This is a genomic window from Hydrotalea sp. AMD (assembly GCF_004100315.1).
In the GTDB taxonomy this organism is placed as follows: Bacteria; Bacteroidota; Bacteroidia; order Chitinophagales; family Chitinophagaceae; genus Hydrotalea; species Hydrotalea flava.
Genome location: NZ_SCKY01000005.1, coordinates 84,970 through 104,215 on the forward strand (window position 1 = coordinate 84,970; position 19,246 = coordinate 104,215).

The window sequence follows — 19,246 nt, forward strand, 5'->3', positions numbered from 1 at the left end:
GTCTAATTTTTTTATTTTCATTTAACTTGTCCTTAGTACCTAAACATTATATTTATTTAATCCAGCTTTGTGCTCCTCAGCCTTAATGAATTCAGGATAACGGATACCGAGCTAAAACTCATGGCCAGTGCCGCGATCATTGGCGAAAGTAGGATGCCAAAAAACGGATATAAAACCCCGGCTGCAATAGGAATTCCCAGAACATTATAACCCAGAGCGAAAAACAGGTTCTCTTTAATGTTCCGCATCACTTTGTGGCTCAATTGCCGTGCTTTTGCAATTCCATTAAGATCGCCTTTTACCAGCGTAATTGCCGCACTTTCAATAGCGACATCGGTTCCCGTACCCATTGCAATACCAATATCCGCCTGTGACAACGCAGGGGCATCATTGATGCCATCGCCCGCCATTGCTACTTTCTTTCCTTCTGCCTGCAAATGTTTTATCTCGTTCAGTTTATCTTCCGGTAGCATCCCAGCTTTGAAACCATCCAGATTTAAGGTTTCGCTTACTGCTCTTGCCGTATCTTCATTATCTCCGGTAAACATCATTACCTCCAAGCCTTCTTCCTGAAGTTTTTTGATAGCGATAGCACTCGATGGCTTAATCTTATCAGAAATAACCACAAACCCAACGGCTTTACTTCCGACAGCTAAATAAGAAACCGTTTTTCCTTGTCTTTGCTCCGCTTTGATCTGTTCATGCAATTCAGAGGAAACTTCCGCTTCCACTTGTTCCATCAGTTTCTTGTTGCCCAAAGCCAGTTTCTTGCCTTCCAGCATCCCGATAACCCCTTTCCCGGTAATGGCTTCAAAATTTGAAATAGGCTGAACGTTTATATTTTTTTCTTGTCCATATCGAAGCGTTGCCTGTGCCAAAGGATGTTCACTGCTGCTGTTCAATGATATGATCCTTTGAAGGATATCATTTTCGTTTAGACCGGGATTTGTGCTGATAACCTTTTCAACGGATGGCTTTCCTTCGGTAACCGTTCCCGTTTTATCAATGATTACGATATCAATGACATTCATTTTTTCCAAAGATTCGGCATTTTTGATGAGCACACCGGATTTTGCGCCTTTTCCAACACCAACCATCACAGACATCGGGGTGGCAAGGCCAAGCGCACATGGGCAGGCAATGATCAGCACTGCTATCGCATTTACAAATGCATACACGTAGGAAGGTTCAGGACCGTAAATCGCCCAGACAATAAAGGTGGCTATCGCTATCAGAACTACAATAGGCACAAAGTAGCCGGAAATTTTATCGGCCAGCTTTTGAATGGGCGCTTTTGAACGGCTTGCAGAATTGACCATTTCAATAATCTGAGAAAGCAAGGTTTCCGAACCTACCTTTTCGGCAAGCATTGTGAAAGTTTTATTTCCGTTTATGGTACCAGAACTTACTTTGTCTCCTGGCTTTTTATCAACAGGGATTGGCTCACCGGAAATCATAGACTCATCAATCGTTACTTCTCCTATTTTAATACTTCCATCGACAGGTACTTTTTCACCTGGCTTCACACGCAGGAGATCTCCTTTTTGAATGTCATCGATGGCAACAAGCAATTCCTTTTCCCCTACGATCTTCGTAGCCTTATTGGGTGCCAGCTTAAGCAGTTCTTTAATGGCACTGTTCGTTTTTCCATGTGCTCTTGCCTCTAAGAGCTGTCCGAGCAAAACCAGTGTCAGGATAACAGTAGCTGCTTCAAAATACACGTAAACGGTTCCCATATGCGTTTTAAATTGGTCTGGAAAAACATTGGGAAACAATAAGGCAACAACACTGAACAACCAAGCCACACCAGCCCCGATGCCGATAAGCGTAAACATATTCAGCTTCCATGTAGCGATAGAGCGCCATGCCCGCTCAAAAAACATCCAGGTCGCATAAAATACCACAGGAATTGACAAAGCAAATTGCACCCAGTTCCAATATTGCAGATCCATGATTTTAAACAATGGATTATTCGGGATCATCTCCGACATGGAGATGATGAAAATGGGAATTGTAAAAACAGTGGCTATTTTAAATTTGCGTAAGAGCTTGCTATAAGTTTGATCCTCTTCCTCCGCATCAGCATCCATTGGCACCAGATCCATTCCACATATTGGGCAGGAACCCGGTTCATCCCGGATAATCTCGGGATGCATTGGACAAGTATATTTTGTGGCTTTTTTTACTGATGGCTGTTGGACAAGGTCCATTCCACAAACCGGGCAGTTTCCCGGCTTATCGTAGGTTTTGTCACCTTCACAGTGCATTGGACAATAATATTTACCTCCACTGTTTGTAGTTAGAGGTTTCGAGACCATTGTTCCGTGATGAGGATCAGGATTTTGATGGGTTTCATGTGACTTCACATCATGATGGTTAGACGCATCTGAATGATGTTGATTTGACATCACAATTGTATAATTTCCCGTAGCGGATAATGCTTCCTGCAGCTTTTCGGTTGAAACATGCTTTTGCATGTTAATAGTAGCCTGTGGCGGCTCTAATGTAACTACCGCAGAAATTCCCTCTATGGCATTCAGTGCTTTTTCAACTTTTGTGCGGCATCCGTCGCAACTCATTCCGGTTATTTTATAGGTATGTTTCATGATGCTATCAATTAATAAGTTAACGTAATCCCTCCTCCATAACCCATATCACTGTCGTAATGTGTGGATAATGAGAAGTATTTGGTAACAATATATCGGAAGCCAGCCATGTATTCCTTATCGGTATTAGCCATAAAGTTCATTCTTAACCTGCTGGTTAGGGGAACATCTTCACGCATCAACTGAAAACGCAGCTTTCCCTTACTGTCCAGCCGTGCTTCAGCAGTGACCAGCATCGGAAGGATATATTGAACCCCTATCACAGCAGCTTTCCGGTTCTTTTGGTTGCTGACTTGCCCGAACAGATTGTTTTCTCTCTCATTGTTCATACTGTTGTAGTGATAATCAAATCCAATGAAGGAAACAGCCATTGCATTCTGCCGATATACCGCCCGAAATAGGTTTCACTTTCATTGCCGTGATGTGCCTTTAAGCCAAGTCGCCATTCTGTTGAAAAGCGGTAGCGGGTATTAGCCAGCATAAATTCACCATCACTTCCGTTGCTTTCCAGTCCTATGGTCGCCATTGGATGAAATGCCCTGTCATCGGAATTTAACCCACGCTTAGCTACTTTGGGGTCCTTAATATCGGTTTTGTCAACCAGCGTATCCTGGTAGCTGAAAACCCTGCCCATTCCGCTCATCATGTGATATAGAATATGACAGTGGAAAAACCAGTCCCCGCCGGGTTCGGATGCAGCAAATTCGATGGTATCCCGTTCCATAGGCATAATGTCCAGCACATTTTTCATCGGGGCATTTTCGCCTTGTTCGTTCAGCACCCTGAAATCATGGCCATGAAGGTGCATAGGATGCCGCATCATGCTGTTATTGAACATGATGATCCGTACATTTTCCCCTTTTTTGATCAGGATCTTGTCACTTTCAGAAACGGTTTTATTGTCCAATGACCATACATAACGGTTCATGTTGCCGGTAAGCTCGAACTTCAATTCCTTCCACGGCCCTTTAGGCAATGTTGTTTTCTTGGGATCACGGAGCATGTTGTAATTGAGGGTTACGATATCGGAGCTGGAGTTCTCCATCTCTGCCATGTTGTGCATGCCGCCATTCATCTGCATTTGATCTGCTTTTGCAGTATCAGCCGGATTTTCCGGGCCGGTTATTTCCGGGTACATTACCGTATTCATATCCATAACCTGGTTCTGCATTTTCATACCTTCCATTTCGATCATGTTGCCTTGCATGTCCATCATGTCATTCATCATTTTCATTCCGGCAAAATATTTCAGTTTTGGCAACTTCTTAGCAGGTACTTTTTCTCCTTTTCCCAGCCACAGCGAAGCCGATTTAGTACGGTCTTCAGGTGTTACCAAAAATTCGTAACTCTTATTATCAGGAATAGTCACCACTACATCGTATGTTTCAGATACAGCTATAATTAACCTGTCCACCTCTACAGGTTCAACATCATTACCGTCCGTAGCTACTACCGTTATTTTACCGCCAGAATAGGTAAGCCAGAAATAATCAGATGCACCGCCATTAGCTATACGTAATCGTACTTTGTCACCAGCCTTAAATTGTGGTTGCTCATTTTGGTTTTTTCCATTGATTAAAAATGCATCATAATACACATCGCTAACGTCCATTGCATTCATACGCTTCCATTCATTGTTAACTTTGGTTTTGAAATGACCTGTTCGGATTGCTTCGGCATAGCTTTGGGTAGTGCCTTTTTGTATGGCGAACCAATCAGTAGCGTTCTTTAGGCTGCGGTGAACTTCTTCGGGTTTCATATCCGTCCATTCACTTAATACTACCGGAATGGTAGGAATATCCCATTCTTTTCTTTTATTCATGATGAATGCACCGTACATACCGATCTGCTCCTGCAATTTACTATGGCTATGATACCAATGGGTGCCATGTTGGACAATCGGAAATTTATAGAGGTAAGTTTCCCCCGGTTTAATCGGCATTTGAGTTAAAAAGGGAACTCCATCCATCCGGTTGGGTAAAAATAATCCATGCCAATGCAGCGATGTTACTTCATCAAGATTATTATGCACATAAATCAATGCCGTGTCGCCTTCTGTAAAAGTCAACGTAGGCATAGGGATTTGGCCGTTTACCGCAATAGCTCTTTTTGATTTTTTGCCATATGTTACCGTGGTATCGGCTATGTATAAATCGTAACGCACTGTACGGGGAGGTGTACTGCTGGGAATGGTTTTTATGGGCCCTAAATTTGCCTTTGCCTGTTTGATATTTTCCATATTAGGATTGTCATCTCCCATCTGCATTCCGGTCATGTCTTCCATATTGCCCGTCTTTTTAGCGTCCTCTTTCATTGGCATATCCATTCCATCATGCTTAGTAGGAGCTGTCTTGGGAGTTTCTTTTACCAGTTTCATTCCGCATTTAGGGCAATTGCCGGGTTTAGAAGCATGTATTTCAGGGTGCATTACACAGGTGTATGTTGCGGACTGCGCCTTTGCTGGCACCTTAGCAGGCATCTTCATTTTTGCCTCTTTTTGAGATACTGCTTTAGGGGCTGTAGCTTTAGGGTTTTCCTTAACCAGTTTCATTCCGCATTTAGGACAATTACCCGGCTTTGATGCATGAATTTCAGGATGCATTGGGCAGGTGTAGGTAACGGGCTGTTCTTTTTGCCCTGTAGGTGTGTTATGCCCTTGATGCTGAGCGAATGCTAATTGACCGAAACAAAGTATAAACACCACTATTAATATTCTCTTCATCATTTAATTTTTTAGTAAAAGACTGTCTCTCGTTTTTTTAACCCAATTCAGTAAAAGGGTTTTATCTTCTTTTGAAAGTTTCGCGTTTTTATGGATTAAGGTATAAGAAGGCAAAGGCATTGTTCCATCTTCTATGCTGCTGGCGATGGATTTTAATTTGCTTTGCCGCCTTCGTTTGGAATAATTCCCAAATTCATCGAAATTCAATTCTGCCTTCCCCTTTTTTATATGCGAGGCCAGCCACCAGCCACCCGGTTGGACGTTTACATACCAAGGGTAATTGGTGTTATTGCTGTGGCAATCATAACATGAAGTTTTTAAAACCGCTTCTACGTTCTCCGGCACCATGTAGAGCCTTGTTATGTCCGCATCCAAAACCTGTCGGTTTTGATTTCGGGCAGGTTGTACAAACTGAATGGCAATGATTATAACCGACAAGACTAACAATCCTATTTTAATCCGGCTCATTGTGGTTATTAATTTAATTCTTCTTTTACCGTACCGCAGGTAGGCATAGATTTTCCTAAATAAGGATTTTCGATGTCTTTAGTCTCGCTCAACCAATTAGCCCCTTTATTTTTATTGTACATAGGGCAATGGTCAACATACAATTTCTGTCCTGCACCAACTACTTTGACCAGTTCGTACGTTTCCTGACTTAATGTTTCAAAGTGCTCACGCTGATGTTCGATGTTACCTGCATTGGCCCCGATATGCTCTGCATGTTCTTTGGCATCATCTACTATATCATTATAGACTTTGGCCTGGTCAGCGGTTAAAGAAGCTTTATCAAAACTGTCAAATGCTTTTACCATTTCATTTCCGGCATCGGCAGCATCTTTATCGTTATCTTTTGTTAAAGCGTTTTTGATTTTCAAATAACTGTTTAATAAGTCTTTTATTGATGACCCTGTTTCTACAGATCCATCCTTTGTATCTAATCCCTCTGCCGTTGCAGGGGTAGTATTGTCAGCCGTTTGGTTTTTAGGTGTACCATTATTGCAGGCAGCGAAAAACATCGTAGAAAGAACTATGCTAAAAATTAGTGTTTTCATTATTTTAATTTTAAACTGTGAATTGAGAAGTGTTAAATTACCGGCAGCATTTTTTTATAAAAATGCTCTTAAAAATCCTTTTAAGGACTGCGATTATCTTAGCCATAATTGAAAAATTAAAGTGTAAAAACCATAGTCGCAGAACAACTATGGCACAAACAAATTACTGTTACTTTAAAGTTTCAACGACTTTCCCGCAGGTAAGCATGGAGCTACCGAAATAAGGATTTTTAATTGCTGTGCTGCTGCTGAGCCAGCTTGCCTTTTTCATGGGACAATAAGCCTTGTAGATAGGCTCTGTACTAAGCTCTGTTGTTTTGGCCAAAGCAAACATATGGTCTGAGAAACCGGTAAAATATTCCCGCTGTTTTTTGATGTCTTTTGTTTTTACAATATCACCTGCATCTTTTAACAAAGCGGTACGGCTTGCTTCGGGAAGGATTTTGTCGTCAATCGAGTTAGCAGTTTTTACAAACTCAGAAGCCTTTGCTGCCGCTGTACTGGCATTGCCGCTCACTAAAGCATCCTTAATAGCATAGTATTGAGTGAGTAATTGAGAGGACTGGGTATTATTTGTATTGTTTTGGGCAAAGCTATATTGACCAAATGCAGTTGCTATGAAAGCAACTAAGAAAAATATCTTTTTCATCTTTATTGATTTTAATGTTTTAAGCTAAATAATTACGGGCATGGATGTGCAACACCCATACCACAGGCAAAAAACATTAAATCAAATCTGGAAACTCTGAATAGCTACTCGTATGTCCGATATAGGTGGATGATGGGTTCGGACAAAAAATTTATTGTTGGGTATATGCGAATTTGATGCAAAAACATCAAAACGATAAAAAGAGGAAACAAATGCTGTGAAGAATACAGGGTGGATACTAAAATCGAAAGATTGCGGTGTTAGCTTATCAACCTTTGCAAATTTTGCTGCCTCGTCTGTGCAACAGTTGTCTTTAGTCTTTTTCGATGAATGGTGATCCTTAGCCAAACCATTCTGTTCGTCATGTAAATGTGCTTTAGAGTGCTGATGAGCAGGCGCATCCTTATGAGCCAAGACGGTTTTTTCTTCCTGATGATGTGAACCATTAAAACCCATATCTAACCCAACAGAGCAAGCAAAACCTACAACCGTATTTAAAGAAAATACGATCAATAGAAAAACTGCTTTTAGTTGTATGGATGGGTTTTTTTTCATTAATCAATACAAAAATAAAACTATTTATACAAATACCTGCATCTTTAGCAACAAAGGTACTTTTTTAAGTAGTCAGGAACTTACACAATTACGGCAAATTGTTATATAATTCCTGCCTGGAGTCTTCCAGGCAGGAAAATTAAATTAAGCTGCTGTAGCCATTTGTTCACAGGCGGCAGCACATTTGCGGCAAGCTTCTGCACATTCTTTGCAATGCTCCATACCCATTTGCGCATGTTTTTCGCATTCTTCGGCGCAGGCATTACAGACATCTGCACAAACCCGGCAAAGATGATTACTGTACTCACTCCCTAAACTCATTACCTCTGCTGCTGAACGGCAGATTGCTGCGCATTCCAGATCAAGTTGAATACATTTCGATAGCATTTTTACGTCTTCTTCTTTAAGACATTCGGTAGCACAATGGCTACAAGTTACTGCACATGCTACACAGACATCGATGCAATCTTTGAATTGTTGATGTGACATAATGTTACTTTTTTAGTTAGATGAATTATTGTTATTGTTATTTTCCGTCTGATAAAATCCATTGCTGCAATTCTTTGATCTCTTGATCCTGCGCTTCAATGATATTCTTTGCCATTGTTTTCATGGCATCCTCATGACCGTAGATTAATTCCAGTCTTGCATTTTCAATAGCACTTTGATGATGCTGTATCATGAGCATGGCAAAATCATGATCTATGTCTCCATTGATGATCTGGAGGTCAGTAACTTTTCCTGACCTTTCCATATTAGCCATTTGCTGCATACTGAATTCAGGGACATTTCCGTGTGGGGAATGGGAATTTAAGAAAGTGGTTAACTGTTCGATTTCTGCTGTTTGAGCGTCAATAATCATTTGTGCCATTTCCTTCATTTGTGCATCATCGCCACTTTTCAGTTCGGCATTAGACATGTCTATAGCTCCCTGGTGATGCATTCGCATCATCATCGCAAAATCATTATCAGGGTCATTTGTTTTTTGCATACCCATCATTGTATCCATCATATTATGCATAATGGACATCATCTGGTTATCATCATGTTTTTGGATTTTGATGGTATCATCATCTTTACTGCAAGAAGCAACTGAAATTGTAAAGAGAGAGATTGCTAAAAGTTTAATTGTATTTTTCATAATTGTAGTGTTTATTTAATTGTGAATTTTTACATATTCATTTTCATCAATGAAGGATATATTCTTAGGAAAACTTGTCCTGACATAGGATTTTTGCCATACAAATTGTCTAAACGGTTATCAGCATAGTAACCGATTAACTGGCCGCCTCCAGCTACACGGAACTTACCGATGGAAAACAGATCATAATTCAGTCCAAGTGTCAATGCGTTTACCGGAAATACAGAACGATCACCATACGTTACCGGGTTTAAATCCAACTCTTCAGCAGATTTTTGTGTCCATTCATAACGAGTATAAAGTGCCAGGCGTTGTAAACGCAAAGTAGCTTCAAGAAGTGCTGCATTTTCTCCATCAGCCCCCTTACTTTTATTTAATCCCCAAAGAGCCGTTGCGTTCAGCGATTTTTCTTCCCCAAATGACAGGCTATAAATAGCGGATGCTGTTGTACGGGTGATATCCTCCTCTGAGTGCAGGGCTTCCGGACTTTTGATCCAGCCTTGCGATACCTGAAGAGACCAGTTTTTAGATGGATTAAAAGATAACCGGCCACTGTAGGAATCAAACCGGGGCTTATCAAAATTATAACGGTTTTCATTGGGTTCCCTGCCGGTAAATGATGATGCTTCAATCTTGAACTTATCATACCTATAGCCAATAGTTGCTACGCCAAACGTAATATGTGTTCCGTCGTTCCAGTGATGGCTTATTGGCGCATCCGGGTTAGACAGGGCCGAAGGGCGGTGCATAAATGCCACTGATCCCAAAGCAGGTTCTCCCGGATAGCCGACATAGATAGACAGATCTGATTGTTTGGAAAAGGCATAAGTATAACCAACTGAAAGTTCAGAAAACAAGTCATGCGGATGCTGATGATCTACTAAAGGCTCGTTTTGCCAGCTTTCCCCTGATTGGAACAGCAGAGGATATCCGCCTCCACCTTCGGTTAACCGGTCTAAAGAAAGCATCGCACTGAAATGGAATAACCCTTTTTGTCCAACTTTTCGTTGACCCATTGCCATAAACCAGTTAGGCGCATCAAAGGCTTCATCGCCACGTGAGCCTTTGTTTCCTAAATCCTGCTTGGTATATCTGGGAGCAATATTACCATGAAACATGTACATCCATTTTTTGGAATGTACCATAATGCCATACATGGGTGATGCGTCCGGGAGCCATGCTGTTCCTGAACCATTTCGGCTCATAGGAAGGTTTAAAGAATAAGAATGACTCATTGGGGGTATATCTATGCCCATCATAGATGAATCCTGCATCATTCTCTTATTTTTAGTGCTATCTGTCATTCCTGGCATATGATGCTGAGCCCGGACCATAAGTGCATTACATATTAGCAATGTCACTATGACAACGAATTGTATTCTCATAGAAATGTATTTGTGTTACACATTATCTTGATTTTCCAACTCACAACAAACATGTGCCGTGGTAATAAAGATTCGCGTAGGATGTAAAACGATTATTAAATTCAAGCTCTTTGGGGCAATAGGAATTCATTGCTGAAAGAGGTTACAGCATTATGGCTTGAATCATATAAGAAGGGAACGAAATTTAATGGAAATATCTTTACCTGAAATTCCAGGGGGACCATGAATTTCAGGCCACGATTCTTCTAATGATATGTATTTATAATATGCAGCAAACTGGTAATTCGAATAGGTAAGTAACTCAGGAACAGCAGGAATTTTAATATCAAAGTTTACTTTAATATTTTCGGTAACTACATAATTTCCATGCTTATTACAACAGGAACAGTCCTTATCTCCATCGCAATCCTTGTCTTTGTCATTGTGAGCACTTTTTTCATTGTCTTTATGAGGCTGATCGTGATGCGCTATTTGAACCTTACCAAGTAAATAATCACCTGCACAATGAACAATACACACAAACATACCTGTTGCTATCAACAGATAAAGTGCGGCAATACTCACTATGGCTGTATTTCTCAATTGCATCTTGGTGGATCATTAAGACTACAGTTCTTAAAGATATTTGTTCATGTTTTCTAATCTTCAATAATTATGCCCTTATAACAGACTGAACCACACCAATTCAGACATCAGCTAATTCTTCCTTTCACAGCTATATATAGGGATTTAAAGAGTTTATCGCATTAATTATATGCAAAGTTAGGCACAGGGCTGCTGGAGCGCCCAAAAACTTCCGGCATAAACACATGCCCCTCGCACATATCCCTCATTTATTCCTTTGCTTTTTGGACTTGATTGCCCTGTGCCTGAAAACGCACCATAATTAATTTTTAAACTTTTAAATGATTGAATTATGGAAAGCGTAATGAGTGTTTCAGAAATGTACAATGTTGCAGAAATTGAACTGGTTTACAAAACTAAAATTAAAGCATCGCAACGTCCCAAAGTAACATCTTCCAAAGAAGTATATAATGTTTTGCTGCAAAGCTGGGATGAAAATAAAATCGAATTTGTGGAGCAGTTTAAAATATTGCTATTAAACAGATGTGGAAGAATTTTAGGCATAGTTGAGGTTTCAACCGGTGGCATCGCAGGGACTGTTGCTGACCCGAAAGTGATTTTCTCAGCGGCCTTAAAAGCGAATGCAAGTTCTCTGATCCTGGCACATAATCATCCTTCTGGAAATATCAAACCAAGTGAAGCTGATAAGTACTTGACCAGAAAGATAAAGGAAGTAGGCAAGCTACTGGACATTTCGGTACTTGATCATATCATTGTAACTACAGAAGGATATTGCTCATTAGCAGATGAAGGGGAGATGTAAACTCCCTTTTTTCTCAAAATCATTTCTAAAAAAAGAGATTATTCGTAATTTTATAATAACTAATTTTTTATTGCTATGAAGAATGTACTATTTGTCTTTTTTGCCGCATGTATCCTAATGACAGCTTGCTCCAATGATAATAAAGATTTAAGCAGAGACGAAGCTATGAATCTCATCAAACAGGAAACCGCATACCCTAAGGTTGTTGAGTATGACCTGTTTTGCGGAGATCCCGAATTTGCAAAAAAAGTGCTTGATGCCGGCTTGGAAACACAGGGCCTCTTGACTGTGCAACGTACTCAGAAATTAAGTGATGTAGGGAAGCCTATTATCCAGCTTTCTGGCAAAGCCGAGCCTTATCTATTACCAACTCCCGAAAAGGACAAATCAATAAATATACAAAAGGTGAAATTGGCTGAAGAAGAACTGAAAGAAGTTACCGGTATAAAAATGACCGAGGACGGAAAAGGTGCGGTTGCAGAGTACACTACAACATACAAAAACGTTACTCCATTCTCCGCCTTAGTCAATACCGATTTTCAAAAAGAAAATATCCATCAGGCTACTTTTGCTCTGTATGATGATGGCTGGAGATTGGAAAAAAAACAATGAATTTGATTTATCGATCTCCTGAAATGGTCGCTTCTTTAAAGCTAATATTTCCCCTATTATTTAGCCCGATCTTAATCTCGTAAAAGACCGGAATTGGACAAACTTTGAAGTCTATATCACATCCTTCTAATTGGTATAGTTCATCGGATTTTCTGCGATACACGGTTAATTGAAATTTGATACCGGTATCCTGCTGAGTAAAGTAACAGCAGATGCCCGCTATTTTCCTCGCCCAGATTTTGAAATCCAGTTTAGCATAATACCTTCCTAAAGGTATTTGATCTGTTTGATAAGGATATAGTTTCGGCTCATATCCTTTTACCAATGCCTGGTTCCAGGACAATACATTACTTTCCATACGTTCATATCTTCAAGAGGCAACTGCAAAACTGCTCATTTTATTCCCTTATGTTTAACTGAAATAGTACATTTGTACAAAATATTCTTGAAGCGTTTTTGCTTTAAGTCCGGCACTGAAACTTAGGAATTTCACCAACAGCAGGACATAAGTGAAGAACGCTCATGCTATAGCGTGGGCGCACTTATTGTTGTTGGGTTTCCTAAGACCTCAGTGCTGTAAGTTGTTGCCTGCGCTTATTTTTGCAGGCGACAACGGTCAATGTCTAATCTAAAATAATATGTTATGACCGCAAACAGCCAATATCCAGGATTTGATTATCCAGCTCAAAATCTATCTAAATTTTTAGGCGTTCTTGATTTCTTTACCATTATGCTAAAAGATGGAAGTATTATCCACTTTAAACCAGATGATGCTAATTCTTTTCGCCACTGGCTGCTATTGAATAAAGTGATAGATATGAGAACTGAGAAAGGTTGGGTCACATCATAAATAATGATCAATATTATTTTCCACTGCCTAAAGAAGTCAATTTTTCACTAAGCTCTATCAGTCCCGCTTTTTGCAGACAATCACCAGCCAACGCTTTCAGCTCTTGTAAGGTTTCCTGAGGAACACTGTTCAACAAGTTCGATGATTTATCATCATTTTCCACTGCCAGTCCACGTTCTATAACACTGTTTAGAAGCAATACATTTTTGCGTGAGATTCTTAAATCAATCTTCACTGTTTCGTTCATGCCAGGGATACTCAGAATGGTATCATAAACCTTGGCCACATCATTTGTTGTTAACATAATCACACGTTTTATTTTTTAAAATCTTGAAGTACAAAAATAATAAGTACATCGTTTAACATCCTCATCAAAATATGATGAGGATAGGTATAATCCATAACACCTGTTTAACTTTACTTCATCAAACTGAATAGTGAAGTTGAAAATGTGTAGTTATGGATTTCAGAAAGCAAAGGCTTTCCATCGAGGAAGGCAAGGAAATGGACATGGTTAATTACTTGTCCTTATTAGGCCATGAGCCTTCAAAAATCAGGAATAGCGATTATTGGTATCTGTCTCCTTTGCGGAAAGAAAAGACAGCTTCTTTTAAGATTAATCGTAAGCTGAACAGATGGTACGATCATGGCCTGGCAAAAGGTGGTAATCTTATTGATTTCGGTATCGAATACCATCGCTGTACTATCGGTGAATTACTGGACAAGATTAGTGTTAATTTTTCCCTTCAGCAGCCTGTTATTTATCCTACCAAAGTGGAGAACGCATCCGATCATAAAATCAAAGTGTTGGGAGATTTCTCGCTTACTTCTTACCCGTTATTACGCTACCTCAAGCAAAGACTTATCCCCATTGAAATTGCCGAGAAATACTGCCGGGAAATCAGGTATCAGCTAAACGGTAAAACGTATTATGGCATAGGGTTTAAAAATGATGCGGGCGGTTTTGAAATACGGAACCCATATTTTAAGGCGAGCAGCTCGCCTAAAGATATTACCACCTATAAAAACGGAGCTAAGGAGGCCATCGTTTTTGAGGGCTTTACAGATTTTTTATCTTTCATGGCCATCCATAAACACCTTCCATCAAACAGCCATGATTTTGTAGTTTTAAATTCTGTTTCCTTTTTTGAAAAAGCCCGCCTGTTTATGGAAGAGCATGAAGTTATCCGGCTTTATCTGGACAGGGATGCTACCGGACGAAATTACAGTCAGCTTGCACTTTCCATTAGTGATAAATATTCAGATGAAAGCAGTCTTTACAAAAATCATAAAGACCTTAACGACTGGATAGTGAATTTCGGCAAGCCATCCAAAAGTATTTAGGAGGTGGTTACGCTGATATAATCGTGGCCTTATAGGTATATCAGCAACGCTGTAGCTTCTTGCCGCCTTAAAGGATGTCTTCAACTGCTTCTAAGGTCATAAAATCTTATAGAAGGCTGTCAGATTGTAACGTTCCTGCAATCGGCCAGATGAACGGTTGTTAAACAACCGGATCTGGCTGCCCTTTACTCGGAACTCGTGGGCAGGGCTACTAAAATGTGAAAATGAGTTTGAAAACGTGAAAATGAAAAGTGATGGAAAGAGAAAATTCAAACAGGACACGCATCATCGGGCTGCGCTTAACTCCCGTTGAGTATGCCAAAATCGAAAAGAAATGGAAGGCTTCTACCTGCCGTAAGCTAAGCGAGTATGTACGCCGCAGTGTATTTGAAAAGCCTATTGTTACAACATACCGCAACAGCTCGCAGGATGACTTAATGGCAGAACTTACACGCCTTCGCAGCGAACTTAACGCAGTTGGAAACAATTTCAACCAAGCGGTTAAAAAACTGCATACACTCAGCCAAATTGCTGAATTTAAGAGTTGGCTGATTGCTTATGAAGTGGAGAGAAAAATCCTGAATAACAAGGTGGATGAGGTTAGGAATAACATCAAAAAAATGTTGGAAATATGGTTGCAGTGATCAAGGCCGGACATTCCATGCACCGCATTTTCAACTACAATGAGAACAAAGTAAAAGAAGGCGTTGCAGAGTGCATCGGCGCAGAGAATTATCCGCTGAATGCAGGTGAAATGAGTCTTAGCATAAAGCTCAATTACCTGCTGAAGCGCATGGCACTTAATGAAAATGTGAAGCGTAACAGCGTACATATTTCGCTCAATTTCGATCCTTCGGAAATCGGTTTGCCGAAGGAAAAATTAACAGAGATTGCTAAAACTTATATGCAAAAATTAGGCTTTGGCGACCAGCCATATTTGGTTTACCAGCACCGCGATGCGGGGCATCCCCACATCCATTTAGTAACCACGAACATACAAGCCGACGGAAGGCGTATAGACCTTCATCATTTAGGCATCCGCAAGTCGGAACCGGCAAGGAAGGAAATTGAAAAGCAATTTGGATTAGTGGTTGCGCAGGGCAGGCAAACAAAGCAACCATACGAGTTGGAACCAATCGTAATGAGTAAGATCCACTATGGGAAATTACAGTCGAAAAAGGCCATCAGGAATGTGCTGGAAGGTGTCTTAAATACCTACAAATTTACCAGCCTGCCAGAGCTTAATGCTGTGCTTCGCCAATACAACGTAATGGCTGACCGGGGGAGTGAAAATTCGAGGATTTTTAAAGGTGGAGGGTTAGTATATCGCATTCTGGATGACATCGGAAATCCCATCGGCGTACCCATAAAAGCGAGCGACTTTTACAACAAACCAACCCTTAAATTTTTGGAAGATAAATGTGGCCCTAACCATGCAAAACGAATACCCTTTAAAGTCCGCGTGAAAAACGAAATAGACAAGGCCCTCATCGGCAAGCCGCCAACACTTGATGAATTGATGAAAAAACTGGAAAGGCAAGGGATACATACTGCCCTGCGCAAAAGTGATAGCGGTTTATTATACGGGATAACTTACGTAGATCATCAGACTAAATGTGTTTTCAACGGCAGCGTTTTAGGCAAGCAGTATAGTGCCAAAGCCATTCAGGAAAGATGCCAAGCCACAGAAACAATCCATCCTGCTTTGCTACCACAAGTAAAGTTAAAACCGGCTGAAACAGGGCCGCTTTCACAGGCTAAAACACCACCCATGCCGGGAACCTACCACGAGCCGAATAACACTCCGGTTACAGCAGATAGAACAAGCCTTTTGGACGTCCTGATGCAACCTGAGCAAATGGCGGATTATGTACCCGGCCAATTAAAGAAAAAGGGTAAAAAGAAGAAAAAGAAAAGTAATATTTCAAATAATCAATAAAACTTACGACTATGGCTATGCAGACAGGTGAAAACGAACAGGCGCTGAGGAAAATTCTGGATATGACCAGGCTGATCAGCATCGTAATTTTAGTGTTGCATTTTTATTACTACTGCTATGAGGCATTTCAAGCTTGGGGGCTTAGCAGTACGTTTAGCGACCGAATTTTAAACAATATCTACAGGACTGGACTATTCAGCTATTTTGTAAAAAGCAAACTCATTGCTTTAGGTTTCTTAACGATTTCGCTACTTGGGGCCAAAGGCCGTAAAGATGAAAAGCTGAGTTATAAAACAGCATTCGCCTATATCATTACAGGCTTGCTTCTTTACTTTTCAAGTTATCTTTCGATGCTGCTGAGAATGCCTGTGCAGGAGAAAGCAGCTATTTATATTGGCATTACTGCTATCGGTTTTCTATTAGTCCTTTCAGGGAGTACTTTGCTTTCCCGCATCATTAAAAACAGGCTCAATAATAAGGACATTTTCAATAAAGAAAACGAAACTTTTCCACAGGAGGAACGCCTGCTGGAAAATGAGTACTCGATCAATTTGCCGGCTCGTTACCAGCTAAAGAATAAGGTACGCAATAGCTGGATCAATATCATTAACCCCTTCCGTTCCATAATGGTTTTGGGAACACCGGGTTCGGGCAAATCCTACTTCGTCATTCGCCATGTGATCACGCAGCATATCCGTAAGGGATTTACCATGTTCGTGTACGATTTCAAGTTTGACGACCTTTCTAAAATTGCCTACAACACTTGGCTGAAGAACAGGCACCGGTACCCCAAACCACCTGCTTTTTATGTGATCAACTTTGACGACCTGACCCGCAGCCACCGGTGTAATCCCTTGGAGCCTTCTGCGATGACCGATATTACCGATGCTGCTGAAAGCGCCCGCACCATCCTGATGGGTTTGAACAGGGAATGGATCAAACGCCAGGGCGACTTCTTTGTGGAATCGCCAATCAACTTTCTGTCTGCGGTAATATGGTATCTAAAGAAATACAAGGACGGCGAATTTTGCACCCTGCCCCATGTTATCGAGCTGATGCAGGCGGACTACGATAGTTTGTTTACCCTCCTCAGGACAGAAAAGGAAATTGAAGTGCTGATCAACCCTTTTGTGAACGCTTATCTAAATGATGTGATGGAACAGCTGGAAGGCCAGATAGCAGCCGCAAAGGTAGCCATGGCGAGGCTTTCTTCCCCGCAATTGTATTACGTTTTATCGGGCAATGACTTCAATCTTGACATTAATAACCCGGACGATCCGAAGATCGTTTGCATGGGGAACAACCCGCAAAAGATTCAGATCTATGGGGCAGTTCTCTCCTTGTATGTAACCCGTTTGGTAAAACAAGTAAATAAGAAGGGGAAATTGAAAAGCAGTCTCATTTTCGATGAGTTTCCTACTATTTATCTGAACAATATGGATAGCCTAATAGCCACTGCAAGGAGTAACAAAGTTTCCACCTGTTTAGGCATCCAGGATTTCAGCCAGCTACGCAAAGATTATGGCCGTGAACAGGCCGATGTAATCATGAATATTACCGGCAATATTGTTTCCGGACAGGTAACAGGTGATACCGCCAAACAGCTTTCCGAACGCTTCGGAAAGATCATGCAAGACAGGGAAAGTTATTCCATTAACAGCGGCGACACTTCCATCAGTCGCTCCAAACAACTGGAAGCCGCTATACCACCCTCAAAAATATCCGGTTTAAGTTCCGGGGAATTTGTGGGTATGATAGCTGACGATCCGGATAATAAAATAGAGCTGAAATCTTTCCATTGTGAAATTATAAATGACCATGAAGCACTAAAAAGAGAGGAAGAAAACTATAAAAATATAGAGGTAATCCGTAAGCTCGACAATAGCATGGTACAACGCAATTATTTACAGATTAAGCAAGACATCCAGGACATTATACAGTCTGAAATGGAACGGTTGCTGAATGATCCGGGGCAGGCACATCTGGTCATTAATAAGGGTTAAATGTTTGCCCTTATAACCAGCCAACAAGGAATAGGCAAAACATCGGTTAACTGCTTCTTCATATATTCTTATCCATTATTAGGGAAAAGTACTTTTTTCAGTTTCTCTGCGGCCTGTTGATGTTTGGTTTCATCCATTCTGGAAAGGTTCAATAACTTCCATTGTACCGAAGGAAGCCTGGAAACTTCTTCCATTTTGGGTAGTCCCAATAAATCCCACTGTGGCCGTCTTTCTTTGAAGGATTGCAAAAAATTCCGTTCGTCATCGGTCATGTTTTGATGGATAATGGCGATTAAATCTTCCCGTGTTTGTTCCAATTCCTCTACCGGAATATCTACTTCTGCCATCTGTGTGAATTCCGTTGCGTAAATCTCGCGGATGTCTTTGCGGTGCGGAGCCAACAATTCGGACATAGGACGTTGGTGGCTGATTAAAAATACCAGAAATGTCTTCCGTAAATCTTCTGTAAAGCCTTCATTTTCCAGCAGGAATTTTACGTCAAAGAGGTCGCGTGGGTGCTGGCGGTCTAAGGCCGCACAGATTTTGCCTGCATATAAATCCGGCAGTGAAGCCACTTGTATTTCCGCATAGCCAAATTCCTTTTCCACTAATTCGTTCACTTCCATGCGCACTTCGGGAAATACCGTTCCCCTGATCACAGGGGACAGCTCTACTTTGACACGTATGTCCTCTACCTGGAGTATCAATCGGAGTGCATTGCTCTGTTCATGCGTATTCTGTATATGGATGCCAGGAATAGTCTTCCTGATCAGTTCGCTCAGCCGGGACAAGGCCGCCCGGATATTGACCAGCGCTTCCTCACGGTCTTCTGAAGGCAGGTATAACAGGTCAATATCCACCGAAAGACGTGGCAATGACCGGTAAAATAAATTGATGGCCGTTCCTCCTTTCAGTGCAAAGCATTTCTCGGTGTCTAATAACGGAAGTATGCGCACAAGTAATTGCACCTGACGGTAATATATGCTGTCTCTCTTCAT

General features: G+C 41.0%; 21 protein-coding genes. 7 read left to right on the forward strand and 14 right to left on the reverse strand.

Annotated features, from left to right (window positions below; translation table 11 throughout):
- Window positions 1–56 precede the first annotated feature (56 nt).
- From EO766_RS04480 to EO766_RS04530, 11 genes are all read right to left on the reverse strand, one after another.
- Window positions 57–2,606, reverse strand: coding sequence for a heavy metal translocating P-type ATPase (locus EO766_RS04480; protein WP_287100750.1), 2,550 nt, complete (start codon window positions 2,604–2,606; stop codon window positions 57–59).
- Between the two features lie 11 nt (window positions 2,607–2,617).
- Entirely contained in the window at window positions 2,618–2,842 is a 225-nt protein-coding gene (locus tag EO766_RS04485; RefSeq protein ID WP_287100751.1) for a hypothetical protein, read from the reverse strand.
- A gap of 89 nt (window positions 2,843–2,931) precedes the next feature.
- Window positions 2,932–5,331 (reverse strand): multicopper oxidase domain-containing protein, encoded by a 2,400-nt coding sequence (locus EO766_RS04490; RefSeq protein WP_287100752.1) that lies wholly within the window; start codon window positions 5,329–5,331, stop codon window positions 2,932–2,934.
- The gene (locus tag EO766_RS04495; RefSeq protein WP_287100753.1) at window positions 5,332–5,796 is read right to left on the reverse strand and encodes a heme-binding domain-containing protein; all 465 of its coding nucleotides are present in this window, start codon (window positions 5,794–5,796) and stop codon (window positions 5,332–5,334) included.
- 8 nt (window positions 5,797–5,804) lie between these two features.
- Entirely contained in the window at window positions 5,805–6,383 is a 579-nt protein-coding gene (locus EO766_RS04500; protein WP_287100754.1) for a DUF3347 domain-containing protein, read from the reverse strand.
- Window positions 6,384–6,552: 169 nt separating this feature from the next.
- Window positions 6,553–7,032: a DUF3347 domain-containing protein gene (locus tag EO766_RS04505; RefSeq protein ID WP_287100755.1), complete on the reverse strand. Its 480-nt coding sequence runs from the start codon at window positions 7,030–7,032 to the stop codon at window positions 6,553–6,555.
- Between the two features lie 81 nt (window positions 7,033–7,113).
- Window positions 7,114–7,587, reverse strand: a complete 474-nt coding sequence (locus tag EO766_RS04510) for an HYC_CC_PP family protein (protein WP_287100756.1) — start codon at window positions 7,585–7,587, stop codon at window positions 7,114–7,116.
- A gap of 144 nt (window positions 7,588–7,731) precedes the next feature.
- Window positions 7,732–8,076, reverse strand: a complete 345-nt coding sequence (locus EO766_RS04515) for a four-helix bundle copper-binding protein (protein ID WP_287100757.1) — start codon at window positions 8,074–8,076, stop codon at window positions 7,732–7,734.
- Window positions 8,077–8,113: 37 nt separating this feature from the next.
- Complete coding sequence (locus tag EO766_RS04520) at window positions 8,114–8,728, reverse strand: DUF305 domain-containing protein (protein ID WP_287100758.1); 615 nt, start codon at window positions 8,726–8,728, stop codon at window positions 8,114–8,116.
- A gap of 29 nt (window positions 8,729–8,757) precedes the next feature.
- Entirely contained in the window at window positions 8,758–10,005 is a 1,248-nt protein-coding gene (locus EO766_RS04525; protein ID WP_287100759.1) for a hypothetical protein, read from the reverse strand.
- Window positions 10,006–10,275: 270 nt separating this feature from the next.
- A complete protein-coding gene (locus tag EO766_RS04530) occupies window positions 10,276–10,701 on the reverse strand; it encodes an HYC_CC_PP family protein (protein ID WP_287100760.1) in 426 nt (141 codons plus the stop codon).
- Window positions 10,702–11,029: 328 nt separating this feature from the next.
- On the opposite strand from EO766_RS04530, the gene EO766_RS04535 reads away from it, so the two are divergent.
- Both EO766_RS04535 and EO766_RS04540 read left to right on the forward strand, forming a co-directional pair.
- Window positions 11,030–11,500 carry a JAB domain-containing protein gene (locus EO766_RS04535; RefSeq protein WP_287100761.1) on the forward strand — a complete coding sequence of 157 codons (471 nt, stop codon included), beginning with the start codon at window positions 11,030–11,032 and terminating at the stop codon, window positions 11,498–11,500.
- A gap of 75 nt (window positions 11,501–11,575) precedes the next feature.
- Window positions 11,576–12,112: a hypothetical protein gene (locus EO766_RS04540; protein WP_287100762.1), complete on the forward strand. Its 537-nt coding sequence runs from the start codon at window positions 11,576–11,578 to the stop codon at window positions 12,110–12,112.
- Window positions 12,113–12,119: 7 nt separating this feature from the next.
- Here the strand turns inward: EO766_RS04540 and EO766_RS04545 are convergent, their stop codons facing one another.
- On the reverse strand, window positions 12,120–12,470 hold the full coding sequence (locus EO766_RS04545) for a hypothetical protein (RefSeq protein ID WP_287100763.1): 351 nt from the start codon (window positions 12,468–12,470) through the stop codon (window positions 12,120–12,122).
- Window positions 12,471–12,755: 285 nt separating this feature from the next.
- Between EO766_RS04545 and EO766_RS04550 the strand changes: the two genes are divergently transcribed.
- A complete protein-coding gene (locus EO766_RS04550; protein WP_287100764.1) occupies window positions 12,756–12,962 on the forward strand; it encodes a hypothetical protein in 207 nt (68 codons plus the stop codon).
- 13 nt (window positions 12,963–12,975) lie between these two features.
- Here EO766_RS04550 and EO766_RS04555 read toward each other — a convergent pair whose 3' ends face one another.
- Window positions 12,976–13,266, reverse strand: a complete 291-nt coding sequence (locus EO766_RS04555; RefSeq protein WP_287100765.1) for a hypothetical protein — start codon at window positions 13,264–13,266, stop codon at window positions 12,976–12,978.
- Window positions 13,267–13,421: 155 nt separating this feature from the next.
- Between EO766_RS04555 and EO766_RS04560 the strand changes: the two genes are divergently transcribed.
- The 4 genes from EO766_RS04560 (at window position 13,422) to mobC (ending at window position 18,248) form a co-directional block, all read left to right on the forward strand.
- Entirely contained in the window at window positions 13,422–14,306 is an 885-nt protein-coding gene (locus tag EO766_RS04560) for a DUF8464 domain-containing protein (RefSeq protein WP_287100766.1), read from the forward strand.
- Between the two features lie 254 nt (window positions 14,307–14,560).
- Window positions 14,561–14,950 (forward strand): plasmid mobilization protein, encoded by a 390-nt coding sequence (locus tag EO766_RS04565; protein ID WP_287100767.1) that lies wholly within the window; start codon window positions 14,561–14,563, stop codon window positions 14,948–14,950.
- Window positions 14,938–16,245 carry a relaxase/mobilization nuclease domain-containing protein gene (locus EO766_RS04570; RefSeq protein ID WP_287100768.1) on the forward strand — a complete coding sequence of 436 codons (1,308 nt, stop codon included), beginning with the start codon at window positions 14,938–14,940 and terminating at the stop codon, window positions 16,243–16,245. Before EO766_RS04565 ends, EO766_RS04570 begins: the two co-directional genes overlap by 13 nt.
- Before the next feature lie 11 nt (window positions 16,246–16,256).
- Window positions 16,257–18,248 (forward strand): conjugal transfer protein MobC, encoded by a 1,992-nt coding sequence (mobC, locus tag EO766_RS04575; protein ID WP_287100769.1) that lies wholly within the window; start codon window positions 16,257–16,259, stop codon window positions 18,246–18,248.
- A 68-nt stretch (window positions 18,249–18,316) separates the two neighbouring features.
- Here mobC and EO766_RS04580 read toward each other — a convergent pair whose 3' ends face one another.
- A complete protein-coding gene (locus tag EO766_RS04580; RefSeq protein ID WP_287100770.1) occupies window positions 18,317–19,246 on the reverse strand; it encodes a nucleotidyl transferase AbiEii/AbiGii toxin family protein in 930 nt (309 codons plus the stop codon).